General features: G+C 62.3%; 25 protein-coding genes. 10 read left to right on the forward strand and 15 right to left on the reverse strand.

Annotated elements, in window-relative coordinates; translation table 11 throughout:
• Window positions 1-21: 21 nt before the first annotated feature.
• From ACMGF7_RS19430 to ACMGF7_RS19460, 7 genes are all read right to left on the reverse strand, one after another.
• Window positions 22-1,248: a Zn-dependent hydrolase gene (locus tag ACMGF7_RS19430; protein WP_197799595.1), complete on the reverse strand. Its 1,227-nt coding sequence runs from the start codon at window positions 1,246-1,248 to the stop codon at window positions 22-24.
• Window positions 1,245-1,736 carry an L-2-amino-thiazoline-4-carboxylic acid hydrolase gene (locus ACMGF7_RS19435; protein ID WP_085336860.1) on the reverse strand — a complete coding sequence of 164 codons (492 nt, stop codon included), beginning with the start codon at window positions 1,734-1,736 and terminating at the stop codon, window positions 1,245-1,247. Before ACMGF7_RS19435 ends, ACMGF7_RS19430 begins: the two co-directional genes overlap by 4 nt.
• An 18-nt stretch (window positions 1,737-1,754) precedes the next feature.
• Entirely contained in the window at window positions 1,755-2,864 is a 1,110-nt protein-coding gene (locus ACMGF7_RS19440; RefSeq protein ID WP_420286769.1) for a branched-chain amino acid ABC transporter substrate-binding protein, read from the reverse strand.
• A gap of 76 nt (window positions 2,865-2,940) precedes the next feature.
• Window positions 2,941-3,654, reverse strand: coding sequence for an ABC transporter ATP-binding protein (locus tag ACMGF7_RS19445; RefSeq protein ID WP_015377959.1), 714 nt, complete (start codon window positions 3,652-3,654; stop codon window positions 2,941-2,943).
• Window positions 3,647-4,417 carry an ABC transporter ATP-binding protein gene (locus tag ACMGF7_RS19450; RefSeq protein WP_004938167.1) on the reverse strand — a complete coding sequence of 257 codons (771 nt, stop codon included), beginning with the start codon at window positions 4,415-4,417 and terminating at the stop codon, window positions 3,647-3,649. The genes ACMGF7_RS19445 and ACMGF7_RS19450 overlap by 8 nt, the downstream gene beginning before the upstream one ends.
• Window positions 4,414-5,526, reverse strand: coding sequence for an ABC transporter permease subunit (locus ACMGF7_RS19455; RefSeq protein WP_044031172.1), 1,113 nt, complete (start codon window positions 5,524-5,526; stop codon window positions 4,414-4,416). The genes ACMGF7_RS19450 and ACMGF7_RS19455 overlap by 4 nt, the downstream gene beginning before the upstream one ends.
• Window positions 5,527-5,536: 10 nt before the next feature.
• Window positions 5,537-6,487, reverse strand: a complete 951-nt coding sequence (locus ACMGF7_RS19460) for a branched-chain amino acid ABC transporter permease (protein ID WP_420286582.1) — start codon at window positions 6,485-6,487, stop codon at window positions 5,537-5,539.
• A 169-nt stretch (window positions 6,488-6,656) separates the two neighbouring features.
• Here ACMGF7_RS19460 and ACMGF7_RS19465 point away from each other — a divergent pair, with 169 nt between their 5' ends.
• From ACMGF7_RS19465 to ACMGF7_RS19475, 3 genes are all read left to right on the forward strand, one after another.
• On the forward strand, window positions 6,657-7,586 hold the full coding sequence (locus tag ACMGF7_RS19465) for a LysR substrate-binding domain-containing protein (RefSeq protein ID WP_044031173.1): 930 nt from the start codon (window positions 6,657-6,659) through the stop codon (window positions 7,584-7,586).
• Window positions 7,587-7,848: 262 nt separating this feature from the next.
• Entirely contained in the window at window positions 7,849-8,568 is a 720-nt protein-coding gene (locus ACMGF7_RS19470; protein WP_049240918.1) for a glucosamine-6-phosphate deaminase, read from the forward strand.
• Window positions 8,569-8,685: 117 nt separating this feature from the next.
• Entirely contained in the window at window positions 8,686-9,006 is a 321-nt protein-coding gene (locus ACMGF7_RS19475) for a cupin domain-containing protein (protein ID WP_049241068.1), read from the forward strand.
• On the opposite strand, the gene ACMGF7_RS19480 is transcribed toward ACMGF7_RS19475, so the two are convergent.
• A complete protein-coding gene (locus ACMGF7_RS19480) occupies window positions 8,985-10,112 on the reverse strand; it encodes an alpha/beta fold hydrolase (protein ID WP_065426065.1) in 1,128 nt (375 codons plus the stop codon). The two genes, ACMGF7_RS19475 and ACMGF7_RS19480, sit on opposite strands and share 22 nt — an antisense overlap.
• Before the next feature lie 106 nt (window positions 10,113-10,218).
• On the opposite strand from ACMGF7_RS19480, the gene ACMGF7_RS19485 reads away from it, so the two are divergent.
• Complete coding sequence (locus tag ACMGF7_RS19485; protein ID WP_049240920.1) at window positions 10,219-11,112, forward strand: LysR family transcriptional regulator; 894 nt, start codon at window positions 10,219-10,221, stop codon at window positions 11,110-11,112.
• Window positions 11,113-11,151: 39 nt separating this feature from the next.
• Here ACMGF7_RS19485 and ACMGF7_RS19490 read toward each other — a convergent pair whose 3' ends face one another.
• Window positions 11,152-11,745, reverse strand: a complete 594-nt coding sequence (locus tag ACMGF7_RS19490) for a TetR/AcrR family transcriptional regulator (RefSeq protein ID WP_049240921.1) — start codon at window positions 11,743-11,745, stop codon at window positions 11,152-11,154.
• A 140-nt stretch (window positions 11,746-11,885) separates the two neighbouring features.
• On the opposite strand from ACMGF7_RS19490, the gene ACMGF7_RS19495 reads away from it, so the two are divergent.
• Genes ACMGF7_RS19495 through ACMGF7_RS19505 form a run of 3 tightly spaced genes read left to right on the forward strand, consistent with a single transcriptional unit; the run spans window position 11,886 to window position 14,753 of the window.
• Entirely contained in the window at window positions 11,886-12,941 is a 1,056-nt protein-coding gene (locus ACMGF7_RS19495) for a sugar phosphate isomerase/epimerase family protein (protein WP_420286584.1), read from the forward strand.
• A gap of 26 nt (window positions 12,942-12,967) precedes the next feature.
• Window positions 12,968-13,861, forward strand: a complete 894-nt coding sequence (locus tag ACMGF7_RS19500) for an alpha/beta fold hydrolase (RefSeq protein ID WP_420286585.1) — start codon at window positions 12,968-12,970, stop codon at window positions 13,859-13,861.
• The gene (locus ACMGF7_RS19505; RefSeq protein WP_197763528.1) at window positions 13,851-14,753 is read left to right on the forward strand and encodes an alpha/beta hydrolase; all 903 of its coding nucleotides are present in this window, start codon (window positions 13,851-13,853) and stop codon (window positions 14,751-14,753) included. The genes ACMGF7_RS19500 and ACMGF7_RS19505 overlap by 11 nt, the downstream gene beginning before the upstream one ends.
• 48 nt (window positions 14,754-14,801) lie before the next feature.
• On the opposite strand, the gene ACMGF7_RS19510 is transcribed toward ACMGF7_RS19505, so the two are convergent.
• Entirely contained in the window at window positions 14,802-16,235 is a 1,434-nt protein-coding gene (locus tag ACMGF7_RS19510) for an NAD-dependent succinate-semialdehyde dehydrogenase (protein WP_164094923.1), read from the reverse strand.
• Between the two features lie 197 nt (window positions 16,236-16,432).
• Between ACMGF7_RS19510 and ACMGF7_RS19515 the strand changes: the two genes are divergently transcribed.
• Window positions 16,433-17,260, forward strand: coding sequence for an AraC family transcriptional regulator (locus ACMGF7_RS19515; RefSeq protein ID WP_164123803.1), 828 nt, complete (start codon window positions 16,433-16,435; stop codon window positions 17,258-17,260).
• A 98-nt stretch (window positions 17,261-17,358) separates the two neighbouring features.
• Complete coding sequence (locus tag ACMGF7_RS19520) at window positions 17,359-18,327, forward strand: DMT family transporter (protein WP_197763530.1); 969 nt, start codon at window positions 17,359-17,361, stop codon at window positions 18,325-18,327.
• 27 nt (window positions 18,328-18,354) lie between these two features.
• Here the strand turns inward: ACMGF7_RS19520 and fusA are convergent, their stop codons facing one another.
• Both fusA and ACMGF7_RS19530 read right to left on the reverse strand, forming a co-directional pair.
• Window positions 18,355-20,460 (reverse strand): elongation factor G, encoded by a 2,106-nt coding sequence (gene fusA / locus ACMGF7_RS19525; protein WP_420286586.1) that lies wholly within the window; start codon window positions 20,458-20,460, stop codon window positions 18,355-18,357.
• Between the two features lie 226 nt (window positions 20,461-20,686).
• Window positions 20,687-20,935: a glycine zipper domain-containing protein gene (locus ACMGF7_RS19530; RefSeq protein ID WP_004938127.1), complete on the reverse strand. Its 249-nt coding sequence runs from the start codon at window positions 20,933-20,935 to the stop codon at window positions 20,687-20,689.
• A gap of 221 nt (window positions 20,936-21,156) precedes the next feature.
• Between ACMGF7_RS19530 and ACMGF7_RS19535 the strand changes: the two genes are divergently transcribed.
• Window positions 21,157-22,653, forward strand: coding sequence for an alpha/beta hydrolase (locus tag ACMGF7_RS19535; protein ID WP_164094925.1), 1,497 nt, complete (start codon window positions 21,157-21,159; stop codon window positions 22,651-22,653).
• A gap of 32 nt (window positions 22,654-22,685) precedes the next feature.
• Here ACMGF7_RS19535 and ACMGF7_RS19540 read toward each other — a convergent pair whose 3' ends face one another.
• From ACMGF7_RS19540 to ACMGF7_RS19550, 3 genes are read right to left on the reverse strand one after another with little or no spacing between them, the layout of a single operon-like run.
• A complete protein-coding gene (locus tag ACMGF7_RS19540) occupies window positions 22,686-23,723 on the reverse strand; it encodes an ABC transporter ATP-binding protein (protein ID WP_021503743.1) in 1,038 nt (345 codons plus the stop codon).
• Window positions 23,720-25,303: an ABC transporter permease gene (locus ACMGF7_RS19545; RefSeq protein ID WP_049240937.1), complete on the reverse strand. Its 1,584-nt coding sequence runs from the start codon at window positions 25,301-25,303 to the stop codon at window positions 23,720-23,722. Before ACMGF7_RS19545 ends, ACMGF7_RS19540 begins: the two co-directional genes overlap by 4 nt.
• A 33-nt stretch (window positions 25,304-25,336) precedes the next feature.
• Window positions 25,337-26,353, reverse strand: coding sequence for an iron ABC transporter substrate-binding protein (locus ACMGF7_RS19550; RefSeq protein WP_004938115.1), 1,017 nt, complete (start codon window positions 26,351-26,353; stop codon window positions 25,337-25,339).
• Window positions 26,354-26,755 lie beyond the last annotated feature (402 nt).

The raw sequence follows: 26,755 nt of genomic DNA on the forward strand, positions 1-26,755 counted from the left end.
GGCAAGAAACCGGGGCGAGGATCAGGCGCCGGCGTGCGCCAGCAGGGCGTTCAGCAATACGTTGGCGCCGGCGGCGGCCCAGGCGGGGGTGATATCTTCCCGTTCGTTGTGGCTGATGCCGTCCACGCAGGGAATGAAAATCATGGCGGTCGGAGCGACGCGGTTAAGGTAACAGGCATCGTGGCCGGCACCGGAAATCATGTCGCGATGGCGATAGCCCAACGCTTGCGCGGCATGACGTACGCTGTCGATGCAGCCCCGATCGAAAGCGACCGGGGGATACTGGAAGATGCGCTCGGCGCGCGCGGTCAGGCTGCCGTCGTTGACGGCGTTCACCGCCGCCAGCAGGCGCTGCTCCATCTGCTCCAGAATTGACTCCTCTGGATGGCGGAATTCGACGCTGAAAAAGACGCGTCCCGGCACCACGTTGCGTGAATTGGGGGTAATTTGCGCCATGCCCACCGTGGCGCGCGCGTCGGGCGCGAAATCCCAGCCGATGCGATTGACCGCCGTGACCAGCGACGCAAAGCCCAGCAGGGCGTCGCGGCGGCGGTCCATCGGCGTGGTGCCGGCATGGGCGCTGAAGCCGACGACCTCCAGTTCATACCAGCGCTGCCCTTGTGCGGCGGTCACCACGCCGATGTCGAGATGCTCCGCTTCCAGAATAGGCCCCTGTTCGATGTGCAACTCGAAGGCGGCATGGATCGGCGTGCCGCCCACCGGATACTCGCCGGCGTAGCCGATGCGCTCCAGCGCCTCGCCGAGGCTGACGCCGTGCTCGTCGCGGCGCGTCAGGCCGTATTCCAGGTCGAATACCCCGGCGAACACGCCCGAGGCGATCATCGCCGGCGCGAAGCGTGCGCCTTCTTCGTTGGTCCAGTTGATCACTTCAATCGCGCGTTCGGTGACGATCTGCCGATCGTTGAGGCTGCGAATAACCTCCAATCCGGCCAGCACGCCGTAGATGCCGTCGAAACGGCCGCCGCGGGGCTGCGAGTCGCCGTGAGAACCGGTGACGACCGGCGCCAGCTCGGGCCGCGTGCCTTCACGGCGCAGGAACATGTTGCCCATCCGATCGACGCGCACGCTGCAACCGGCCTCCAGCGCCCATCGGCGCAGCTGGTCGCGCGCCTGACGATCCTCTTCGCTGAGCGCCAGGCGGGTGACGCCGTTGTCAGCGATGGCGCCGAACTGCGCCATCGTCTGCAGGCTTTGCCACAGGCGCTCCCCGTTGACCCGATACGTCATTGCTTTTCTCCCGGCGTTTTAGCGGTGTAGCGGAAATCGCAGCAGGGGGCGCCGGACATGATGGTCTGGCTGCGCTGCAGGTCGACATCAGGCGCATAGCCGACGATAAACTGGCTGTCGCGAGCGCAGGAGAGCAGGTGGCCGATCTCCCCAAGCCCCATCTCGTGATACATCTCGGCGTAGCGGCAGCGGGTGACGTTATAGTCGAAGTGCTGTTCGTCCTGATTGATCACCTCGACGCGCAGCGCATCGTCTTTTTCCCACAGGTACTGCAAGGCGGCGAAGCTGCGCAGATCCGCGCCGTTCGGTTCCTGAGCGGCGAACTGTTTGCCCGCCGCGATGGCGGCATTCTCGATGGCCTCGCCGATCACCGCCTGGGCGCGTGCCTTGCCGATTTCACGCACCAGGATCTGGTAGATCGGTTTGATGATCTCCGCCTCGATTTTTCTGCGGGCCAAAATGCCCAACTCGTTGTTTGCACAGCTCATCGCCTTGCTCCTCTTGATTTATTGTGGTTTGGCGCCGCCCAACACGGTTTGCGGCTGCCATTTGCCGTCAACCACCCGATACAGGGTGAAGCTCGGCTGTTGCAGGTTGCCCTGCGCATCGAAGGCTATGTCGCCGGTCACGCCCTGATAATGTATGGCGCGCAGTTTCGGCAGATAATCGGCCGGGTTGGCCGAGCCGGCCTGTTCGATGGCGGCGATCAGCACTCGGGTGGCGTCGTAGGCGAAGGGCGCATGCAGTTCGATGTGGGTGTGGTAACGATCGCGGTAGGCTTGCTCAAACGCCTTGCCGCCCGGCATCTGTTCCAGCGGCAGCCCCGGCTCCAACGCAACGACGCCTTCACCTTCCTGCTGCGCCAGCGTCAGGAAGGTTTGGCTGACAAAGCCGCCGGCGCCCATCAGCTGCGCGTTCATGCCCAGCTGTTTCAGTTTGCGCGCCAGCGGCGCCGCCTGGGAATCTACGCCGCCAAAGAAGATCAGATCGGCGTTTTTGCTGCGCACGGTGGTCAGCACGGCGCTGAAATCGACGCTCTTGTCATCGACGTATTCACGGGCGACCGGCTGCACGCCCTGGGCCTGCAGCGATTTGATGAATTCGTCCGCCAGCCCCTGGCCGAAAGCGGTGCGATCGTCGATCACCGCGATGCGCTTGGCTTTCAGCGTCTTCACCGCATATTGCCCGGCGTAGTTGCCGCCGTCGTCGTCGTGGCCCATCACGCGAAAGCTGGTGTCAAAACCTTGTTGCGTATAGCCGTGACCGGTGGCGACCGGCGCCACCTGGGCGATGCCGGCGTCGTGATAGATGCGCGCCGCCGGGATGCTGGTGCCGGTGTTCCAGTGGCCGACCACGCCGGCGACGCCTTCGTCGACCAAACGCTGCGCCACGGCCACGGCGGTGCGCGGATCGGACTGGTCGTCCTCGGACACCAGTTTGAAGGTGACCGGTTTGCCGTTCAGCGTCGGTTTCTGCGCGTTAGCGTCGGCGATCGCCAGTTGCGCGCCGTTTTCGAGATCTTTGCCGATGCGCGCGGAAGGGCCGGTCAGCGGCCCGGCCAGGCCGATCAGCACGGTGTCGGCCGCCAGCGCCGGGAGGCTAAGAATCATTGTCATGGCAGCCAGCGCCAACGGTTTGATGCGAATGTTCTGTTGCATGTCATACTCCTGGTGCGGTTAAAAGAAACAACGGTTATTCACCCAAATAGATCTGTTTGATTTTTTCATCGTCCAGCATGTCGGCGGAACGGCCGCTGTGGCTCAGGCTGCCGCTGTCCAACACATAGGCGCGATCGGTGGACTCCAGCGCCAGGCGGGCGTTCTGCTCGACCAATAGTAGCGTGACGCCGTCACGGGCTAACTGCTTGATGACCGTGAAAATGGCTTCCACCACAATCGGCGCCAGCCCCATCGAGGGTTCGTCCAATATCAGCAACCGCGGGCGGCTGAGCAGCGCGCGCCCCATCGCCACCATCTGCTGTTCACCGCCCGAAAGTAGCCCGGCCGGTTGGTGCAGACGCTCGCTCAGCCGCGGGAAGGTGGCGCACACCCGTTCGAAATCTTGCCGCACCGCCGATTTGTCGCGCCGCGCATAGGCGCCGAGCTGCAGGTTCTCCCGCACCGTCAAACGGGTGAAAATGCCGCGTCCCTCCGGCACCATCACCAGCCCCCGTTGCAGCAACCGGTGCGGCGGCACGCCGCGAATCGAGAAACCGTCGAACAGGATGTCGCCTTCGAACGGCTGCAGGCCGGTCAGCGCTCGCAGGCTGGAGGTCTTGCCCGCGCCATTGGCGCCGATCAGTGTCACCTGTTCGCCGGCGTTGACCATAAAATCGATGCCTTTGACCGCATGAATGCCGCCATAAGACACTTTGAGTCGTTTAACGCTCAGCAGGGCTTCAGACATGCGCGCCGCCTCCCAGATAGGCCTGAATGACCGCCGGTTCACGTCGCACCTGCGCCGGCTCGCCTTCGGCGATCGCTTTGCCGTAATCCAGCACCGTCAGCCGATCGCACAGACCCATCACCAGTTTGACGTCGTGTTCGATCAGCAGCAGCGTTTTACCGCTGTCGCGGATGCGCAGCAGCAGCTCGCGCAGCGCCACTTTTTCACCGGCGTTCATGCCGGCCGCCGGTTCATCCAGCGCCAGCAGCCGGGGCTCGGTCGCCAGCGCGCGGGCAATCTCCAGACGGCGTTGGTGGCCATAGGCGAGATCGCCGGCGCGGTAATGGGCGAATTGGCTGATGCCGACGTACTCCAGCAGCGCATGAGATTTATCGCGCACCGCCTGTTCCTCCTCTTTCGCGCGCCCGTGGCGAGCGATCGCCGCCCACAGGCCGTTGCGGGTGCGCACATGGCAGCCGACCATCACGTTTTCCAGCACGCTCATTTCGTTGAACAACCGCAGGTTCTGGAAGGTGCGGGCGATGCCGGCCTGCGCCACTTTGTCGATGGCCTGCGGTTTATAGCGCTGGCCCAACAGGCTGAACTCGCCCTCGTCGGCGCGATACAGGCCGGTGATCAGGTTGAAGCAGGTGGTTTTGCCGGCGCCGTTCGGCCCGATCAGGCCGTAGATTTCCCCTTGGCGGATGCTCATGCTGACGTCATCCACCGCCGTCAGGCCGCCGAAACGTTTGCTGACGTGATTTAAAGCGAGCAGCGGCGTCATGCGGCGTTCCTCCCGGCATGGCGAGCCGGCCATAGGCCCGCTGGGCGATACAGCATCACCAGGATCAGCGCCAGGCCGTAGAACAGTTGGCGGATGATTTCCGGGTCGATCAGCACCTGGCCGAACAGCGCCTGCTGCAGCGGCCCCATGCTGCTGCGCAGCAGCTCCGGCAGGGCGGCCAGCAGCAGCGCGCCCAGGATCACGCCGGGGATGTGCCCCATACCGCCGAGCACCACCATCGCCAGTACGGCGATCGATTCCTGCAGGGTGAAGGATTCCGGCGACACGAAGCCTTGAAACGCGGCGAACAGCGCGCCGGCCACGCCGCCGAAGGTGGCGCCGATGGCGAAGGCCAGCAGCTTGAAGTTGCGGGTGTTGATGCCCATCGCCCGCGCGGCGTCCTCGTCTTCGCGGATCGCCGTCCATGCGCGGCCAATGCGCGAATTCTGCAGCCGCAGGCTGATAAACAGGATCGCCAGAAGCAGCGCGGCGAACAGGTAGTAATACAGGTACAGGCCGGAAAAACGCACGCCGAACCACTCATGCATGCCGGAAAACTTCAGGCCGAACAGGCTGACCGGATCGACGCCGGAAATGCCTTTGGGGCCGTTGGTGAGGTTGACCGGGCGATCCAGGTTGCGCATCAGAATGCGCACGATCTCGCCAAAGCCCAGCGTGACGATCGCCAGATAATCGCCGCGCAGCCGCAGCGTCGGCGCGCCGAGCAGGATGCCGCACGCCGCCGCCAGCAGCGCCGCCAGCGGGATCAGCCACAGCATCGACAGATGCAGTCCGTCGGGGAACCACTGCAGCAGCAGCGGGAACTGCTGCGTCAGATGCGGTGACGACAGCAGCGCGGCCAGATAGGCGCCAACGGCGTAAAAAGCGATAAAGCCCATGTCCAGCAATCCGGTCATGCCCACCACGATGTTCAGCCCGAGCGCCAGCATCAGGTACAGCAAGGCGAAGTCGACAACGCGCACCCAATAGTTGCCGCCGGCGGCACCCGCCACCCAGGGCGCCAGCAGCAGGGCGAGAATGAACAACGTCAGCCCCAGCCCGGCGCGACGCGGCCTGGCCAGAGGAGCGGGGGGAGTCAAAACGGTCATCATGATGTCCTTATGCGCGCGTGGCGATGCGTTCGCCCAACAGCCCGGAGGGGCGGAAAACCAGCACGGCGATCAGCACCAGAAACGCGAACACGTCCTGGTAGTTGCTGCCGAACACGCCGCCGGTCAACTCGCCGAGATAGCCGGTGCCCAGCGATTCGAACAGCCCCAGCAGCAATCCGCCGAGCATCGCGCCGCGCAGGTTGCCGATGCCGCCGAGCACGGCGGCGGTAAACGCCTTGATGCCGGGCAGAAAGCCCATCGAGAAACCGGCGTTGCCGTAGTTGCTGGCCATCATGATGCCGGCGACCGCCGCCAGCGCGCCGCCGAGCGCGAAGGTCAGAACGATGATGCGGTCAGGACTGATGCCCATCAGGCCGGCGACCTGCGGGTTTTCCGCCGTGGCGCGCATGGCGCGGCCGAAATGGCTGTGTTCGACCAGCAGCCAGAGGCCGGCCATCACCGCTACGGCCACCGCCAGCGTGACGATCGCCGTGCCGGTGATCACCGCCGGCGCATGTTCGGCGCTGCCTGCGGTCAGGGCGATGGGCGTCATCGGCAACAGCTGCGGAAACATCAGGGGATTGCGTGACCAGATCAGCATCGCCAGGGTTTGCAACAGCAGCGAGACGCCGATGCCGCTGATCAGCGGGGCCAGGCGCGGTGCATTACGCAACCGGCGATAGGCCAGACGCTCGATCGCCATCGAGGTGATGGCGCAGACCGCCATGGCGAACAGGGCCGCCAGCAGCAGCGTGGCGTAGGGCGATAACGCGGGAAAGTGGTGTTGCAACACGCTTATCGCCGACAGCGCGCTCAGCGCCCCGACCATCAGCACGTCGCCGTGCGCGAAGTTGATGATGCGCAGGATGCCGTACACCATGGTGTAGCCGAGCGCGATCAGCGCATAAATGCTGCCGAGCATCAAACCGTTGACGGTTTGCTGTACCAGCGTATCCATAAGGAGAGTCCGGAGATAATGAGTCAGAGGCTCACAGTAGAGAATTTAAAAAAATTGTAAAATACGGAAAAATACTTTCTTATACAAAAAACGAGTGATTTTAATGCATTGATTTTTATGTATATTGAATCCATTCCTTCAGTGTCGATTTCCCAAAAACAGTCAATATATGAAAAAAACAGAACAGTACGATGAGCCATTGCCGATGCTGCCGAACGATCCGCCGCTGCGCGCCGTGCGGGCGTTCGAGGCCATCGCGCGCCTGGGTGGCATCAGCGCGGCGGCTAACGAGCTGATGATTTCGCCTTCGGCGGTCAGTCATCAACTCAAAACGCTGGAGGCATTTTTGCAGATGCCGTTGACCGAACGGCAGGGGCGCAACCTGGTGCTGCGCAGCGAGGGGCGGGAGTACTACCGTTCGATTCGCTCGGCGTTCAACGTGCTGCGCCAGGCGACCGAACACGTGCGTGAACAATCCGCGTCGCGGCAGGTGACCATCAGCCTGATCCCGCTGTTCGGCATGGGCTGGTTCATTCCGCGGCTGCGCGGTTTTCTGCGTGAAAATCCGGATATCGACATCAATGTGGTCTACGCCAACCACCGCAATTACCTGAGCGACGCCGCCGATCTGTCGATCCGCTTCGGGGTCGGGCAGTGGACCGGCTATCGCAGCGAGAAGCTGATGTCCGGAAAAATGGTGCCGGTGTGCAGCCGGGCATTCAGTAAACTGCACGGTCTGCTCGATACGCCGGATCAGCTGGCGACGCTGCCGCTGCTGCACGACGAGGAGCGCAATACCTGGATGCAATGGTTTCAGCAGGCCGGCGTCAAGCGCCCGCTGCGCAGTATCGGCCCGATGTTCGAGGATGGATTGTTGACGTTGGCGGCGGTGCAGGCGGGGTTAGGGTGCGCGTTGATGCGTGAACCGTTAATCGCCCACTACCTTGAGAGCGGTGAGTTGATCAAAATGTTCGATCTGCCGATCGACGACGGCCGCGATTATTACCTGTGCGCTCGGCTGGACAGTGAACTGTCGCAGGAAGGCGAAAATCTGCGGCAGTGGCTGCGCCGTGAGGCGGCGGAAAGCCGAGGGGATTAAGCGCCGTTTGGCCATGGCGGCGCGGAACCTTCGAACCGCCCAGCCTGGCGCGGCGATTTGCGCGGCTTGATAGCCGGCAAGAAAAGAAATGTCACAACTGCGGCGCCTATCACACCGTGCAGATTGCATTTCATTCCTGGCCGCCATAACCTGACAAGAAACGGATTGTTACTGACGCGATCAGGCAAAACCTAACTTCTCTCCCGGCATCGAACATGGCCGGATGGGCGGTTAGGTTTTTTTTTTGCAAAAGGAGAAGGGAATGAAACTTGTCGTCGCTAATGACTACCAGGAAATGAGTGAGCTGGCCGCCAGCCTGTTGTTGAGTTACATGCTGCGCCCGCAGCGCGTCAATCTGGCTATCACCGCCGGCTCGACGCCTAAACGGATGTATGAGTTGTTGGCTCCGCGCGTCAAGGGCCACGCGGAATTCGCCAACGTGCATTACTATAATTTCGATGAAATTCCTTACGCCGGCCGATTGGGCTATGGCGTCACCATGGAGAATCTGCACCGTATGTTCTTCGGCCCGGCGGCGATCCCCGAGCGGCAACTGCACGTCTTGAATTCGGACAACTACCTCCAGCACGATCGGCGTATCGCCGAGGATGGCGGGCTGGATGCAATCGTGATGGGCGTCGGAGCGGACGGGCATTTCTGCGGCAATCTGCCGGGCACCACTGCCTTCGAAGACCGCACTTGTCGGGTGCCGGTTTCCGCCAGGCCGGATATGGCGGACATTTTGCTCAAAGAGGTGGGCGGCCGCACTGAATGGCTGCCCGATCATTACGTCACCCTGGGGCCTGCGAGCGTGATGGCCGCCAAAAAGCTGGTGCTGATCGTCAACGGTTCCCACAAAGCGGACATTTTGCGGCGCATTGTCACCGGCCCTGTCGACGCCGCAGTGCCCGCCAGCATTTTGATGTTGCATCCGGACCTGTTGATTATCGCCGATCGGGAGGCCGCGGCGCTGCTGTCTTAAGCGTTCATCCGGCGCATCTCGCCTCAGAACCAACGGTCATAACCTGCAACCAAAGCGTCTTTCCCTGTGGCACAGAATCAGGCTAGAGTGCGTTTTTTCATGCAACTGGGGATGACGATGCTGTTCGATTTAAACCAGCAGGCGGCCGAACTGCCCGAGGCCTGGCGTTCCGCCGTGCTGGGCCGCGTCGGTGCGGCCAATATCAAAGTGCTGCGTATGGATGCGCGCAGCATTGCGGATGAAGTGCATGATTACAGCGAAGGGTTGCTGGTGATCAGCGGCCGCCTGCGGCTGCAGGTGGCGGGGGAAGAAGTGGTGGTGCGGGCCGGGCAGCTGTATCAGGCCGCGGCCGGCGTGCCGCACCGCGTGTTGCCGGGCAGCGAAGGCACGCTGGTGATTGTCGATCTGCCGGAAGATCAAGCGCCGTCGTTGGGCTGAGGCTGCGCCAGAAATCTGACAACGCCCTGGAGAAAGCGTTGTCTGCCGGCGTTATCCCTATCGAGATGGACAAAATGTGTTGCTTCAGGAATGACCAGCTTTTCGGCTGAAGGGGCATCTTTCATGATGGCGTCAACATCCTCGGGCCGGCTCCAGAAATCCCGCTCCGAGCGAACAACCAATACGGGAACGGTGGTTAAGGCGGTTGCCGACCACTGTTTTCTGCCCATCGCCAGTTCAAAGCTGTCAGCCATTGCACCGGTCGGTGCGCGGAAGCTGTGTGGCGTTCTGCGCTGCGAGGTGTTGTCCGATGCCAGTGCGGCATCACCGTAAGCGCGTTTAACTGTCTCATCACGCCACTGTGTTTTATCCGCCACGGGAATGCTGTTATCCCAGGCAACAAACAGACTGTCCCGCGTGCTCAGGTTCCAGCCGCCAAATTTGGCTGCGTTGAAATGTCCCGGGTTTTGAGGATCGTCCAGCGGCGATCCCTGGCCCAGCAGCGGGTGGTGGGTGGTTCCGCCATAAAGCGTGTTATAGAGCACCAGTCGTTCCACATTCTGTGGGTATTGGGCCGCATAAGCGCCCGCCCAGTGTCCTCCCGTCGCCCATCCCAGGAGGTTAACGCGAGGGGCGCCGCTCCACGCCTGAATAGCCTGCACGGCGTGAGCGATATCGGCCACGGCATCCGCAGTGCGGATTAAAGGCGCCGATTGGTCTGGGGGGCTATTCATCGCGGCCGGGCGGCTGGATAGCCCATACCCCCGCAGATCGAGGATGTACACTCGAAAGCCTGCAAATGCCAGATCTGCCGCCAGAGAGCCGCCTTTGACAGGCAAGTCAAAGGAGGCGAGGCCGGGAACCCGCGCGCCATGAATCAGCAGCACAGGCGGTTGCGGTATCTTGCCTTCAGATTTCAGGCGGACTTCCCTGACATGGAGTTGCTCTCCGTCCGCAAGCACAATGTACCTGTCTGTTCGCTTTATCGGCGCGGAGATTTCATTTTCTTTCGATGCAGCCAGTGTGGGTGATGCCGACATCACAAGGAGGGCCAGCAACATATTTAGGCTTCGGTAAGTCAGTGACAACGATCTGAGTATGCTCATTGTTATTTCTGCTCCGCGAATATATACAGAAAGCATCTTCTGGCGGCCTTGCTTGTGTGTCTAATACTATCGTGAGGCTTTCTTAATACGTTTAAGGTATCGCGATATGCTCACCCTGCGTCAGCTTCGCCAGTTTCTTGCTGTTGCGGAGACCATGAATATCAGGAAAGCGGCAGAGCGCCTGCATATGGCTCAGCCGCCCCTTACCGCTGCGATCCGTCATATGGAAGAGACGTTGGGCACCCGGCTTTTTGAACGAACTAATCGTATAACGGCGCTGACGCCGGCAGGCAAAGTGTTACAGAAAGAAGCGGCTGCGACGCTGATGCAGATGGAACGGTCGATGTTGCTGACACGACGCGCCGGCCAGGGAATGACGGGGGCTTTGCGCATCGGTTTTGTCGCTTCCGCCGTCAGACATCTGCTTCCCGAAATAGTCGCCCGTTTTCACTTTTCCTGTCCGGAGGTCGTCCTTGAACTGAAAGAAATGACCACCGCGCGACAGGTTGTGAGCCTTTTGGAAGACACGCTTGATATTGGCATTGCGGTTTTACCTGTTCCTGAATACGCCATACCGAAACTGTCTTGCCATCCATTTTTTAGCTGCCCGCTGATTGCCGTTATGCCGAGTAAACATCCTGCCGGAACAAGCGACGTTCTTTCGCTTTCTGCCCTGGCCAGGGAGCCGTGGGTATTGTTTCCCGAGCAGGAAGGGCCAGGTCTCTATCGTGCTATCATTGAGGCCTGCGAAAAGGCAGGATTTGCTCCTGAGGTTGTTCAGCAAGCCGTGCAGATGGAAACGATAGTCGGCCTTGTTGCTTCGGGATTAGGAGTCAGTCTGGTCCCTGAATTCATGCAAAAAAGCGGCTGGGCAAACGTTTCTTTTTGTCGGCTTAGTGGAGAACAGATCCCGTATCAGGTTGCTTTGATTCACAAGCCGGAAAATACCAATCCTCACGTCGCAGATTTTGTCACAAACGCGGTTCCTCCACAGCCATAGGTAAAACGCGCCGGAGTTTGAACCGCATTCAAGAATCGATTAGGCGCGGTTGCCCAATGCCCTGAGCGCCACGTTCATCGCCGCCAATAACCGCGCTTCTGTGACGCCGTCACGCGCTTGAATCGACAGGCCGTGCAAGAAGACGGCGAAATAGTCCCCCAGGCTGTCGGCGTCGGTGTCGGCCGGCAGTTCGCCGGTTTGCACCGCCTGGCGCAGCCGTTCGACGATCTGCTGCGTGCGCTGCAGCCGATGCTCTGCCAGCCAAACTTTGAGTCCGTCGTTTTCCGCGCTGACGCTGGCGGCGGAGGAGACCACCATGCAGCCCTGCGGCAGATCCGGCCGGCTATAGAGCCGCACGGCATCTTCCAGCAGGCGTTTGAGCGCCGGGCGAATGCCGCTTTCCTGCGCGAAGGCGCGATCGGCAAAGCCGCCTTCCTTGGTTTCGTAACTGGCGATCGCCTCGCGGAACAGCTGCTCTTTGGAGCCGAACGCTTTGTAGATGCGCGCGGAAGCAATACCCAATTCCGCCACCAGATCCGACATCGAGGTGCCTTCGTAACCCTGCCGCCAAAATAAGTTTCGCGCCTTCAAGAGCGCCTGTTCGCGATCGAACTCGCGCGGTCTGCCTGCCATTCGCTGCTCCAATTTACCTGCCATTCAGCGACATAGGATCGCCTAAATCGGCGGGAATACCAATGCCTTTATAAATTTCGCTTGCGGTCGCCACGCTTTGCTCCTATTGTTTGTCAATCGACAACTAATTGGAGCTTACGATGAAAACCCTCAAAGGTCCAAGCCTGCATCTCGCGCAGTTCAGCGATGAGACAGCGCCGTTCAACAGCCTGCCCGCCATTGCCGAGTGGGCGGCGCAGACCGGTTTTAGCGCGTTGCAGATCCCGGCCTGGGATCGGCGTTTATTCGACGTGGCCACCGCTGCGCAAAGCCAAACCTACTGCGACGATCTGACCGGTATGTTGGCGGAGCATGGGTTGGTGGTCAGCGAACTGACCAGCCATATTTTCGGCCAACTGATGGCGGTGCACCCGGCTTACGATGCGCTGTGCGACAGCTTCGCGCCGCCGGCGCTGCACGGCGATGCCAAAGCGCGCGGCGAGTGGGCGTGGCAGCAAATGCTGCTGGCGGTAAAAGCCTCGGCGCGGCTCGGGCTCAGCGAGCTGGGCACCTTTTCCGGTTCACTGGCCTGGCCCTATCTGTTCCCGTTCCCGCAGCGCCCGGAAGGATTGATCGACGCCGCGTTCAACGAGCTGGCCAAACGCTGGCTGCCGGTGCTCAACGCCTGCGACGAGCAGGGCATCAACCTGTGCTACGAAATTCACCCGAGTGAAGATCTGCATGACGGCGTGACCTACGAGATGTTTCTGGAACGCGTCGGCCACCACCCGCGTTGCCGGGTGCTGTTCGATCCGAGCCATATGGTGCTGCAGCAGCTCAACTATCTGGAGTTTATCGATATCTATAAAGAGGTTATCGGCATGTTCCACGTTAAGGACGCCGAGTTCAATCCGACCGGCCGCCAGGGCATTTACGGCGGTTATCAGTCATGGATCGATCGCGCCGGCCGCTTCCGCTCGCTGGGCGACGGTCAGGTCGATTTCAACGGCATTTTTTCCCGTTTGACGCAGTACGGCTATTCGGGCTGGGCGACGCTGGAGTGGGAATGCTGCCTGAAAAATCCGCAGGACGGCGCGCGCGAAGGCGCGGCCTTCATTCGCGATCGCATCATCCATGTCACCGACAAAGTGTTCGATGACTTCGCCGGTGCGCCGGTCAATCCTCAGCAGATCAATGCGTTGCTCGGCATTCGCTGAGCCTGACCCCACAGGGAGTTAACCCCATGAAACAACAAGAGAACGAGATCCTGTTGCAGGATCTCGGGGCGGAACACGTCTATACCCAGGTCAATGGCCAACGTATCCACTGCGTGATAGCCGGTGAAGGGCGGCCGGTGTTGCTGATCCCCGGCTGGCCGCAAACCTGGTACACCTGGCGCCATGTGATGCGCGCCTTGGCGGCGGCCGGTTTTCAGGCGATCGCCGTCGATCCGCCGGGCATCGGCGACTCTGACAAGCCCGTCGGCGGCTACGACACCGGCAGCATCGGTGCGGCGTTGCACGCGATGATGGCGCAACTGGGCCACGAACGTTACCAACTGGTCGGCCACGACATCGGCATGTGGGTCGGTTACGCCATGGCGAGCGATTTTCCGCAGGCGGTGGAGCGCCTGGTGCTGACGGAGGCGGTGATCCCCGGTCTGGCGCCGCCGCCGCCGATTTTCGTCGCGCCGGAGGAGAACATCTTCCTGTGGCATTTCATGTTCAACCAGTTGGCGGATTTGCCGGAGACCCTGACCCAGGGGCGCGAACGGGAGTATCTTGGCTATATCTTCAACCGCTGGTCTTATCGGCGCGATCGGGTGGCGGCTGAGGTCTATATCGCCGCCTATTCGGCGCCGGGCGGCCTGCGCGCCGGATTCGACTATTACCGGGCGATCCCGGATACCGTTCGCCAGAACCGAGTGCGCGCCGCCACGCCATTGACGATGCCGGTGCTGACCGTGGGGGCGGAACACGCCACCGGCGACGCGCCGCTGACGACGCTGCAGGGCAATGCGCGCGATCTGCGGGGCGAAACGGTCGCCGGCTGCGGCCATTTCATCACCGAGGAGTGTCATGAAGCGTTTATCGCATTGATTACACCGTTCCTGGCGGGAGAACAGCATGCCGCTTGATGAACGCATCGCCGCCTTTTTGACGGCATCGGCCGATGTGCCGCCGCCCGCGTCGCTGGCGGACATGCGGGCGGCCACGGAAACCGGTTTGCGTCTGCTGCAGGGCGAGGCGGCACCGAGCGGCGGCGTCAGGGACTATACGGTGGTCGCCACCGATGGGCACCGGATTGCGCTGCGCGCCTATCTACCGGCGGGGGAAAGGCGCGCTGCCGCACAACCGGCGATGCTGTTCGCCCACGGCGGCGGCTGGTGCCTCGGTTCGCTGTCGCTGTATGACCAGCCCTGCCAGGCGCTGGCTAACGCCACCGGCCGGGTGATCCTGTCGGTCGACTATCGTCTGGCGCCGGAGTATCCGTTTCCGCAGCCGCTGGAAGATGTCTATCAGGCGCTCTGCTGGGTGGTGCAACAGGCGCCGCAGTTGGGGATCGACGCGCAGCGCCTGGCGGTGGGCGGCGACAGCGCCGGGGGCAATCTGGCGGCGGCGGTCGCGCTGCTGGCGCGGGATCGCGGCGGCCCGCATATCGAGCGCCAACTGCTGCTGTACCCGGCGCTCAGCCGCGAAATGGCGACGGAGAGCTATTGCGAGTTTGTCGAGGGGCACTTTCTGACGCGCGACGCGATGGTATTTTGTTGGCAGCAGTATCTGGCTCAGCGGCGCGAACCCTACGGCGAACCGCTGCACGCCGCCACGCTGCGCGGGTTACCGCCGGCCACCATTCTGAGTTGCGAATATGATCCGCTGCGCGATGAGGCCGAACAGTATGCGCAGCGGCTGCGTGAGGCGGGTGTGGCGGTACGCTGCGAACGGTTGCCGGGCATGGTGCATGCCTGCATACACATGCTGGGGTTGACCCCGGCGGCGCGACGGCTGTTCGAGCTGGCTCGCGAGTAAAAAAAAGCCCCGCATTGCGGGGCGTTTGGCTATTCATCAGACACGTGATTAACGGCCGGCGACGGTGACGAAGCGGGTTTCCAGATAGGATTCGATCGCTTCGCTGCCGCCTTCGGTGCCGTGACCGGAGTCTTTCACGCCGCCAAACGGCGTTTCCGGCAGGCCAAAACCGATGTGGTTGATGCTCAGCATGCCGCTCTCCACGTCGCGCCCCAGCGCATTGACGGTGGCGATGTTGCGGCTGTAGGCGTAGGCGGCCAGCCCGTACGGCAGGCGGTTGGCTTCGGCGATCGCCTCGTCGTAGGTGGCGAACGGGCGCAGCAGGGCGACCGGGCCAAACGGCTCTTCCGACATGGCGCGCGCGCTCAGCGGCACGTCGCGCAGCACCGTCGGCTCGAAGAAGTTGCCTTTGCCCGCCACGCGTTTGCCGCCGGTGCTGGCCTTCGCTCCGTGGGCGATAGCGTCCTGCACCAGCGCCTCGATATTGTCGACGCTGCGGCCCAGCACCATCGGGCCCATCGTCACGCCGTCTTCCAGCCCGTTGCCGAGCTTGAGCTCACGCACGGCAGCGGTGAATTTCTCCACGAAGGCTTCATAAACGCCTTGCTGGATCAGGAAGCGGGTCGGGGCGATACAGACCTGGCCGGCGTTGCGGAACTTCGACTGCGCCAGCTCTTTGGCCGCTGCGTCGAGATCGGCGTCGTCAAAGATCAGCACCGGCGCGTGGCCACCCAGCTCCATGGTGGCCTTTTTCATATGCTGGCCGGCCAGCGCCGCCAGATGTTTGCCCACGCGGGTGGAGCCGGTGAAGGAGATCTTGCGAATGGTCGGATGCGGGATCAGGTATTCCGAGATTTCCGCCGGGGTGCCGTACACCAGCGCGATCACCCCGGCTGGGATACCGGCGTCGGCGAAGGCTTTGATCAGCTCTGCCGGGGAGGCCGGGGTTTCTTCCGGGCCTTTGACGATGATGGAACAGCCCGCCGCCAGCGCGGCGGACAGCTTGCGCACGATCTGGTTAATCGGGAAGTTCCACGGCGTGAAGGCGGCCACCGGGCCGACCGGCAGTTTCAGGGTTTGCTGCTGCACGTCGCGGGCGCGGGACGGAATGATCTGCCCGTAGGTGCGGCTGGCTTCGCCGGCGAACCAGTCGATAACGTCGGCGGCGTTGAGAATTTCAATCTTGGCCTGCGCCACCGGTTTGCCCTGTTCCTGCGTCATGATGGCGGCGATGGCGTCGGCGCGTTCGCGCAGCAGCGCAGCGGCTTTGCGCATCAGGTTGGCGCGCTGGTGTGCGGCGGTGTTGCGCCAGAGGTTAAATCCGCGCTCGGTGGCGGCCAGCGCCAGATCGAGATCCTCTGTGGCGGCGTGCGCCACCTGACCGATGACCTCGTCGCTGGCGGGGTTGGTGACAGGCAGGGTTTTCCCGGCCAGCGCGTTGCGCCATTGTCCATCGATATACAGTTGAGTATCCGGATACATTGTTGCCTCTTGTTTACGGAGTGGTCAGGGGCCGCTGAGTTTTGCGATGCGGCGCGCCTGAATGGGACAGGGACCTTAACCCTACGCCGAATGGCGGCGATCGTCCAGGCGAGGGGCACGAAAGGACCAGGGCGGCTACTCAATCGGCGATGTTTTGGCTATGCTGAGCAGATTGTCAGCACGGATGAGGAGGTCGGGTGCAAGGGGTTCCACAACAGTTTCCGTTCGAGAAGGATTGCGCGCAGTTCCGGCATTTGTCGCATCTGCCCGGCGTCGAACTCTATCAGGCGCACATTGAGCGCTATGCCTTCGAGCCGCATACCCATGACGCCTTCGCCATCGGCACCGTGGATACCGGGGCGGAGCGTTTTCGCTATCGCGGGGCGCAGCATTTGGCGGCGCCGGGCGCGCTGGTACTGATGAACCCGGACGAGCTGCACACCGGCGAAGCCGAAACGCCGGGCGGTTGGTGTTACCGCATGCTCTATCTGGCGCCCGAGGCGCTGGAGCAGCTGTCCGGCGATCGGAGCCAGTGGTTTACTGATGCGGTGCGCCACGATCCGCGGGCGGCGCAGCGCCTGTCCGCCATTCTCGCCATGCTGTGGCAAACCGACGATCCGCTTACGCTCGACGGCCTGCTGCTGGAGGCCGTCGAGTTGCTGCAACCGCATATCCGCACCGGTCAACGAGAGAAAGCCGAGGCGGCGCACCGTTTCGAGGTGGTGAAAAGCTACCTGCACGATAATTACGCCGAGGCCGTAACCCTCCACCAACTGGCCGATCTGGTCTCGCTCAGCCCGTACCATTTCCAGCGCAAGTTCAAGGCCGAATATCACGTCTCTCCGCAGCAGATGCTGATGGCGATCCGGCTGTCGCAGGCTAAACGCATGCTGGAGCGCGGCATGCCCGCCGCACAGGTGGCGGCGGCGGCGGGGTTGACCGATCAGGCGCACCTGACGCGCGCGTTCGCTAACCGTTACGGCGTCACGCCGGTGCGTTTCCAGAAACAGGTGAAATTGGGCTAAAACAGCAACCTGCTACAATCATTCCTCCCCGCGTTTTCGTTACTCTGCCGCTGTCTTGTCGGGCGGGTTGGCCGCGCCGGCCGTTTGTCGGAGTCGTTATGTTCATTGGCGTTGTGTTTGCCCTGGCCGCCGGGCTGATGTGGGGACTGATTTTCGTCGGCCCGCTGCTGGTACCGGACTATCCCGCCGCGCTGCAGTCCACCGGGCGCTATCTGGCCTTTGGGCTGATTACCTTGCCGCTGGCGTGGTTTGATCGTCGCCGTCTGCGCAAGCTGCGGCGTCAGGATTGGCTGGAAGCGCTCAAGCTGACGGCCATCGGCAATCTGCTGTACTACCTGTGTTTGGCCAGCGCCATTCAGCGCACCGGCGCACCGGTCTCGACCATGATCATCGGCACTTTGCCGGTGGTGATCGCCATCTGCGCCAACCTGTTTTACGGCCGGCACGACGGGCGCCTGGCCTGGGGCAAGCTGGCGCCGGCGCTGCTGCTGATCGTCTGTGGATTGGCGTGCGTGAACGTCGCCGAGCTGCGCGGCAATGCGGTATCGATCGACGGCTGGCGCTATCTCAGCGGTCTTGGGCTGGCCGTGTTGGCGGTGGCGTGCTGGACCTGGTTCCCGCTGCGCAATTCACGCTGGCTGCGGGAGAATCCGACGCAGCGTCCGGCCACCTGGGCCACGGCCCAAGGGCTGGTGACGCTGCCGCTGGCGCTGCTGGGCTATCTGGCGGTCTGCGGCCAATTGGCATTGAGCGAGCCGGCGTTCACCTTGCCGTTCGGCCCGCGCCCTGAGGTGTTTATTCCGCTGATGCTGATCATCGGCGTGTTCTGTTCCTGGCTGGGGGCGCTGTGCTGGAACGAAGCCAGCCAGCGGCTGCCGACGGTGTTGGTGGGGCCGCTCATCGTGTTCGAAATTCTGGCGGGGTTGGCGTATACCTTTCTGCTGCGCCAGGCCTGGCCGCCGTTGCTGACGCTGGCCGGTATCGTCTGTTTGATCGCCGGCGTGGTGTACGCCATGCGCATCAAGCCGCAGCCGGTGGTGGTGGCGCTGGAGGAAAAGCAGGGGTGACGCCCGCCGCAGCGGCGGGCGCGAGGGTTAACGCTTGCTGTGGTGAATGATCTCTTCGGCCACGTTGCGCGGCGCTTCGGCGTAGTGGCTGAATTCCATGGTGTAGGTGGCGCGGCCCTGCGACATCGAACGCAGGGTGGTCGAGTAGCCGAACATCTCGGACAGCGGCACCTTGGCGCGAATTTCCTTGCCGCCGCCGCCCGGGATCTCTTCCATGCCCTGCACCAGGCCGCGGCGTGAGGAGAGGTCGCCCATCACGTTGCCGGCGTAATCCTCCGGCGTTTCCACCTCCACCGACATGATGGGCTCCAGGATCACCGGATCCGCCAGACGGCAGGCTTCCTTGAAGCCGAAGATCGCCGCCATGCGAAACGCCTGTTCCGACGAGTCGACGTCATGGTAAGAACCGAAGGTCAGGTGCACCTTGACGTCCACTACCTGATAACCGGCCAGCACGCCGTTATTCAGCGCCTCGAGCACGCCTTTTTTCACCGCCGGGATAAACTCGCCCGGAATGACGCCGCCCTTGATCTCATCGAAGAACTCGAAGCCTTTGCCGGGTTCGTTCGGCTCGACGGTCAGCACCACATGGCCGTATTGCCCTTTACCGCCGGACTGGCGCACGAACTTGCCTTCCACGTCGGCCACCCGCTTGCGGATGGTTTCGCGGTACGACACCTGCGGCTTGCCGGTGGTGGTCTCCACCCCGAATTCACGGCGCATGCGATCGACGATAATCTCCAGGTGTAGCTCGCCCATGCCGTAGATAATGGTCTGGCCGGATTCTTCATCGGTGCGCACCCGGAACGACGGATCTTCCGAAGAGAGGCGCTGCAGCGCGATGCCCATTTTCTCCTGGTCGCCCTTGGTTTTCGGCTCGATCGCCTGGGCTATCACCGGCTCGGGGAAGGTCATGCGCTCCAGCGTAATGATGGCGCCGGGATCGCACAGCGTATCGCCGGTGGTGACGTCCTTCAGGCCGACGCAGGCGGCGATGTCGCCGGCGTGCAGCTCGTCGATGTCCTTACGATCGTTGGCATGCATTTGCACGATGCGGCCGATGCGCTCCTTTTTGCCTTTGATCGGGTTGTAAACGCTGCTGCCTTTGGCCAGCACCCCGGAGTAGACGCGCACGAAGGTCAGCTGGCCGACGAACGGATCGGTCATCAGCTTGAACGCCAGCGCCGAGAACTTTTCGTTGTCGTCGGCTTTGCGGGTGATGATTTCATCGTGTTCGCCGTGGCCTTCCATCGGCGGCACATCGAGCGGCGAGGGCATCAGCTCGATCACCGCGTCCAGCATGCGTTGCACCCCTTTGTTGCGAAACGCCGAGCCGCACAGCATCGGCTGGATTTCACCGGCGACGGTGCGCACCCGCAGCGCGTGGACGATCTCCTCTTCGCTCAGCGGCACCTGATTGAGGTATTTCTCCATCAGTTCTTCCGAGGCTTCGGCGGCCGCTTCAATCATGTTTTCACGCCATTCCTGCGCCGAATCGCGCAGCTCTGCCGGGATCTCTTCGAAGCTGAAGTTCATGCCCTGCGAGGCCTCGTCCCACAGAATGGCCTTCATCCGCACCAGATCCACCACGCCGCTGAAGCGGTCTTCGGCGCCGATGGGGATAACGATCGGCACCGGGTTGGCTTTCAGGCGCTCGATCATCATTTTACGCACGCGGAAAAAATCCGCGCCGATGCGGTCCATCTTGTTGACGAACGCCAGCCGCGGCACCTTGTACTTGTTGGCCTGGCGCCAGACGGTTTCCGACTGCGGCTGCACGCCGCCCACCGAGTCATAGACCATCACGGCGCCGTCCAGCACGCGCATCGAGCGTTCCACTTCAATGGTGAAATCGACGTGCCCGGGGGTATCGATGATATTGATGCGGTGCTGCGGATAGTTATGCTGCATGCCGTTCCAGAAGCAGGTGGTGGCCGCCGAGGTGATGGTGATGCCGCGCTCCTGTTCCTGCGCCATCCAGTCCATGGTCGCCGCGCCGTCATGCACTTCACCCAGCTTGTGGCTGACCCCGGTGTAAAACAGAATCCGCTCGGTGGTGGTGGTCTTGCCGGCATCGATATGCGCGGAGATGCCGATATTGCGGTAACGTTCGATAGGGGTGGTGCGAGCCATAATCAACCTTTCTTAGCCGCGTGAAGGAGAGCGGCTTAAACAGCATGGATAATGGTGATAATCCTCATAGGGTTATCCGTCGGATCGCAGAGCCTCGCTCTGGTCACAAACTAATCGTAGTTGAAGGCGTTGGTTTTTTTAAGCGATGGCTGTGATAGATGAAAGTTTGCACACAGGCGAAAAAAAGGCCCGTAACGGGCCTGTTGTCGAGCGGCGCGTTCGCCGCTTATTTGCGTCCCAGCAGGAAGCCGAAAACGATGCCGACCGCCGCCGCAACGGCCACGCCGGCCAGCGGGTTGGCTTCCACCTGCGTTCTTACGCTGTCCGCGGCGTCTCGGGCGGCATAGCTGGCCTGGGAGGCGTATTTTCGCGCCGCGCCGCGCACCTGATGCTCCGGCGAATCAACGGCTTTGCCGAACGCTTCTTCTACCGCGCCTGCGGCTTCATTGGCTTTGTCTTCCGCTTTTCCAAACATGCTGCTCTCCTGTTCCTTGTGGGATAATGAACCCTAAGCCTAGCAGGCAAACTACGTTTTTTGCAGCACTCTGTGCGTTATAAGAGCAATCCGAGCAGAGAAAAGTCTTGCCGGGCGCGCGGTGACGGCTTCACCCGCGCGGCTTTTTGTGTTCTATTGGCTAGCGGTTTAACCGGGTACCGTTACCCTTTGACCGATTCGTTGAGTTGAAAGGACTCCCCATGTCAGTACTGCGTATTCTGGCGCTGCTCGCCGCGACTGCCGCCGCGTTGCCCGCTCAGGCTAAGCCTGCGCTCCACGGGGCGGCGGCCGGAAACGGCATTCGTTGGCAATCTTGTCTCAACAGCGGCTTTCAGCGTTGGTTCGATGAGGCGCCGCCGCCGGGGCTGCGCTGTGGCTATCTCGAGGTGCCGCTGGCGTACGCCACGCCGCCCGCTCATACCGTGCAGGCGGGCGAACAGACCGTGCGCCTGGCGCTGACCCTGCTGCCCGCCACCGGGCCGAAAAAGGGCAGCGTGGTGACGATCAGCGGCGGGCCGGGCCTGCCGGGCATCAACCCCTATTTAGGCAACGACGCCCACGTCGCCAGGCTGCGTAAATCCTACGACATCATCGGTTACGATCCGCGCGGCGTCGGCCAATCGACGCCGAAAATCTCCTGCCAGCTGGCCGAAGGTGACGAACGCCCTGAACCGGACGACAACGACGTGGCCGGCGCGGAGAACCAGACGCGCGCCCTGATTGCCGCCTGCATCAAACAGACCGGCGCGGACGTGCTGCAACATATCGGCACCGACGAAGCGGTCAACGATCTGAATGCGATCCGCCACGCGCTGGGCGAGCCAGGGCTGACGGCGGTGGCGTACTCTTACGGCACCAAGGTGGCGGCGCTGTATGCCGAGCGTTTTCCGAAGAAAACGCGCGCGCTGGTGCTCGACGGGGTGGTGGACCTGGCTGAGGACGATTTCACCCAGCGGCTGAACCAGGAACGGGGTTTCCAGCAAAGCTTCCTGCGCTTCGCCGCCTACTGCGGTAAAACCGACAGCTGTCAGCTGGGCGGCGGCGCCAATCAGGCGCTGCAGCGCTATCACGCCTTGCTGCGCAAGCTGCACGAGCAGCCGTTCGTCACTGCGGCAGGCTATGAAATCTCCGCCGACGACGTGTTGACGGTCACGCGTTCGCTGCTGCTGTGGCCGGAGCGCTGGCATGAGCTGGCCACCGTGCTGCGCCAGCTCGATGCCGGCATCGCCGGGCAGCAGGTTTCCGATCTGATCGACGAAAGCTATTCGCCGGATGCCGATGACGCCCTGAACGTCATCACCTGCGCCGACGTCGCCAACCCGACGGCCGATCCGCAGCAGTTGCGCCGGCAGCGGCAGGAGATCAATACCGCCGCTTTGTATGCCCACTATCTGCCGCTGCACGAATACCCGCTGGAAATGTGCGATCTGTGGCCGTACCGCGGCAAAGATCGGCCGCACACCCCGGTGGCGTCCGCCGCGTTGCCGCCGCTGCTGTTCGTTGCCCAGCGCTACGATCCGACTACCCCGTACCGCAACGCGCAAGTGATGGCCGCCGCCTTTAAAAGCCCGCTGATCACCCGCGAACGCGACGGGCATACGCTGGCGCTGAACGGCATCGACAGCTGCGTTGACGAAAGCGTGGTGGATTATCTGCTGGCGCCGAAAAAGCCGCGCCGCGACAAGATTTGCCGCTGAGAAGGCCGGGGAGCAGCCCGGCCTTAAGTGAGTCAGCCGGCGAAAATATGCGCCTGGCCCATTACGTTGAGAGTGACCTGAGAACCGGGCTGCAGGCCTTCGCGGCTGACGGTTTTGATCTCGATTTGCGCGCCGCCGGCGACCATCCGCAGGTTGAGCGTAGAGACGAAGCCGGCGAAATCGATGCCGGTGATCACCGCCTGGCCGCGCTGCGCCGGATCGGACAAGCCGATTTGAATCTGCTCCGGGCGCAGCATGATGCGCGCCGGGCCGCTGCGTTGGCGATCGTCGACGGCGATGCGCCCCAGTGCGCAGTCGGCCCAGCCGTGCGCCAGTTCGGCGGTCAACACCAGCGTTTCGCCAAGGAAGCTGGCGGTCGGTTCATCGACCGGGCGCAGATAAAGATCCTGCGGCGCGCCCACCTGCGCCAGCCGGCCATTGCGCATCACCGCCACCTGATCGGCGAACGACAGCGCCTCGCTCTGATCGTGGGTGACCAGGATCGACGCTACTTTGGCCTCCGTCAGCAGTTCGGCCACCGCTTTTCGGGTGGCGGCGCGCAGGCCGGTATCCAGCGCCGAGAACGGCTCGTCCAGCAGCATCAGCCGGGGTTGCTGCGACAGAGCGCGCGCCAGCGCGACCCGCTGCTGCTGCCCGCCGGACAGTTCATGCGGCCACAGGGCCGCCAGACGGCGATCCAGCGCCACCATCTCCATTAACGCCTCGATGCGATGCTGTTTCTCGCGTTTGCTGCCCTTGAGGCCAAAACCGATGTTGCCGGCGACGGTAAAGTGCGGGAACAGCGCGCCATCCTGCGGAACGAAGCCGATGCCGCGCAGGTGTGCAGGCACCCAGCCGCCGCCGTTGCCCATGGCTTGCCCCTGCAGCAGGATCTGGCCGCCGTCGGGGATTTCAAAGCCGGCGATGATGCGCAGCAGAGTGGTTTTGCCGGAGCCGGAAGGGCCGACGATCGCCGTGCGGCTGCCGGCGGTAACCTGCAGGTCAATATGTTCCAGCACTCTGATGGCGTTGTAAGATTTTCCGATACCGTGCAGTTCGAGCGTGCTCATAGTCCCGCCGTGCGTTTAGATTGAGAATAAAGAAGCCAGGTGAGCGGCAGCGACAGCGCCACCATAATTAGCGCATAAGGCGCGGCGGCGACGTAGTCTATCTCGCTGGTCAGCGCCCAGAAGCCGGTGGCCAGCGTGCGGGTGCCGTTCGGCGCCAGCAGCAACGTGGCGGTCAATTCATTGGCGATCGCCAGGAACACCAGCGCAGCGCCCGCGGCGGCGCCCGGCGCCGCCAGCCGCAGCGTGGTGCTCCACAGCGCCTGCGCCGGCGATTTGCCCAGGCTGCGCGCCACGTTTTCCAACTCCACCGGCGCCTGCGCGATGCCGGCGCGCAGGTTGATCAACGCTCGCGGCATAAACATCAGCAGATACGCCAGCAGCAGGGTGATTTCGGTCTGGTAAATCGGCCGGAAACTGTGAATGGTGATGGTCACCAGCGCCAGCGCCACCACGATGCCGGGCAGCGAGCTGGTCACGTAGTTGCAGCCTTCCAGTACCCGATACAGCCGGGCCGGATAGCGTACCGACAGCCAGGCCATCGGAATGGCGCACAGGGTGATCAGCAGCGCGCCGGCGGCGGACAGCGACAGCGTTTGCCACAGCGCGGGCCACAGATCGGCGTTGCGCCATACGTCGAGGCCGCCCAGCCACAGCCAGCGGGCCAGGGTGATGAAAGGCACGCCCAACGCCAGCGCGGTCAGCGCGATCGGCAGCAGCAGCGCCAGCGCGGCGAGCGGCGGCGAAAGGCGGCGCGGCGTTTGGCTGCGTGCGCTGCCGGAACCGACGCGGGCATAGCGTGCGCGGCCACGGCTTATGGCCTCAAGCAACAGCAGCCCCAGGCAGCACAGCACCAACACGCCGGCCAGCATGTTGGCCGCCGGGCCGTTGAAGGTCGACTGGAACTGATCGAAGATCGCGGTGGTGAAGGTATCGAAACGGATCATGGCGTACAGGCCATACTCCGCCAGCAAGTGCAACGCGATCAGCAGCGAGCCGCCCCAGACCGCCAGTTTCAGTTGAGGCAATACCACGCGGAAAAACACCGCCGGCGGCCGGGAGCCGAGTGAGGTGGCGACGTCTTCGATACCGGGATCCAGGCGGCGCAGCACGGCGGCGGCCGGCAGGTAGATAAACGGGAAGTAAGCGAGCACCGAGATGAAAACGCCGGCGCCCAGGCCGTGCATCGACGGCACCAGGCTGATCCAGGCATAGCTTTGCACGAAGGCCGGCACCGCCAGCGGCGCGGTCGCCAATACCGCCCAGAGACGGCGGCCCGGCAGCGTGGTGCGTTCGGTCAACCAGGCCAGGGCCACGCCCAGCACGGCGCAAATCGGCAGCGTCAGCACCACCAACAACAAAGTATTCAACAGCAGCTCCGCCACGCGTGGGCGGAAAACCAGTGCTTTGACCGTTTGCCAGCCGGTTTCAACCGCCACGCCGATAACGAATCCCAGCGGCAACAGCGCCAGCAGCGACAGCAACACGGCGCTGACCACCACGATCGCCCCTGGCCGCGGGTGACGGGGGATAGCGGAATAACGCCGCGCGGTCTGCGCGGCGTGGGTACTCAGGTTTGACATAACGATCAAAAACTCTCGGTTTGCCGGCGGGCCTTACAGCAGGCCCGCCTCGGTCATCAGTTCGACAACTTTCTTACTGTTCAACTGCGCGGCGTCTACCTTCGGCGCGTCCAGATCTTTCAGCGGCACCAGTTTCGGGTTAGAGGCCGCACCGACGCCGACGGCGTATTCGAAGGCGTTGTTGGTGCGCAAGATCTCCTGGCCCTGTTTGCCGGTGATCCACTTGATGAACGCCTGCGCCTGCTGCTGATGCTTGCTGGAAGCCAGCACGCCGCCGCCGGAGATGCTGACGAAGGCGCCCGGATCCTGATGTTTGAAGTAATACAGCTTGATGTTGTTGCTGTTCTCGCCGGTTTTCGCGCCATCCACGAACGGGTAGTAGTGATAGATCACGCCGCTGTCGATCTGGCCGGCATTGACCGCTTTCATCACCGTGCTGTTGCCTTTATAGGCGGTAAAGTTGGTTTTCATCGCTTTCAGCCAGTCCAGCGTGGCTTTCTCGCCTTTCAGCTCCAGCAGCGCGCTGACGATCGCCTGGAAATCGGCGCCCGACGGCGAAGCGGCCCAGCGGCCTTTCCATTCCGGCTTGGCCAGATCCAGCAGTGACTTCGGCAGCTGCGCGTCGCTCAGTTTGGCCGGGTTATAAACAAACACGGTAGAGCGGGCGGCGATGCCGATCCAGCGGCCGTGGCTTGGGCGATATTGTGGTTCCACCTGGGCCAGCGTGGCGGCGTCCAGCGGGGCGAACAGCTTGGCGTTATCCACCAACACCATCGCCGGGGAGTTTTCCGTCAGAAACACGTCGGCAGGTGAAGCGCTGCCTTCCTGTACCAGTTGGTTGCCCAGTTCGCTGTCGCCGCCGTTGCGCAGCGTCACCTTGATGCCGGTGTCTTTGGTAAATCCGTCGACCCAGGATTTCACCAGATTTTCATGCTGGGCGTTATAAATAACGATGCCCTGGTCGGCGGAGGCCGCCTGAGCGCCAAAGGCCAGCATCATCGAGGAGGCGAGCAGGGCGACGGGGCCGAGAGATGAAATACGCAGCTTCATGCAGTTATCCTTTTTAGCGTTCGAATGAAGAAAACGAATATCGCCTGGCGAGCGCAAGCAGGCCGATTTTAGCCAAGAACATCAATAATGATAGTGAAAACGATTCGTATTAAATTATTTTTGACGATCGCTCACAAAATGAATTGCCCTAAGGATAAGTTAAGCTTCGGCTGGAATAATCTTGTATTGATTGCCTGAATTTATGTCGCCGCCGGTTCACGGCGTTCCTGACGGCAATGCCGGTCTCCGCGTTTATCCTCGTGTTTTTCATCGTTCTGTCGCCAGTACTTCTTTGATAATGAAAGAAATTCAACACCGCTTTTGGTTATGACTCATAGCGATTAATGATTTAATTTATTCCACTGTCTCATTGCATATTAAACGCGATAAAACACTAATCAG

Source organism: Serratia sp. BNK-17, from assembly GCF_048684935.1.
Taxonomy (GTDB): domain Bacteria; phylum Pseudomonadota; class Gammaproteobacteria; order Enterobacterales; family Enterobacteriaceae; genus Serratia; species Serratia nematodiphila.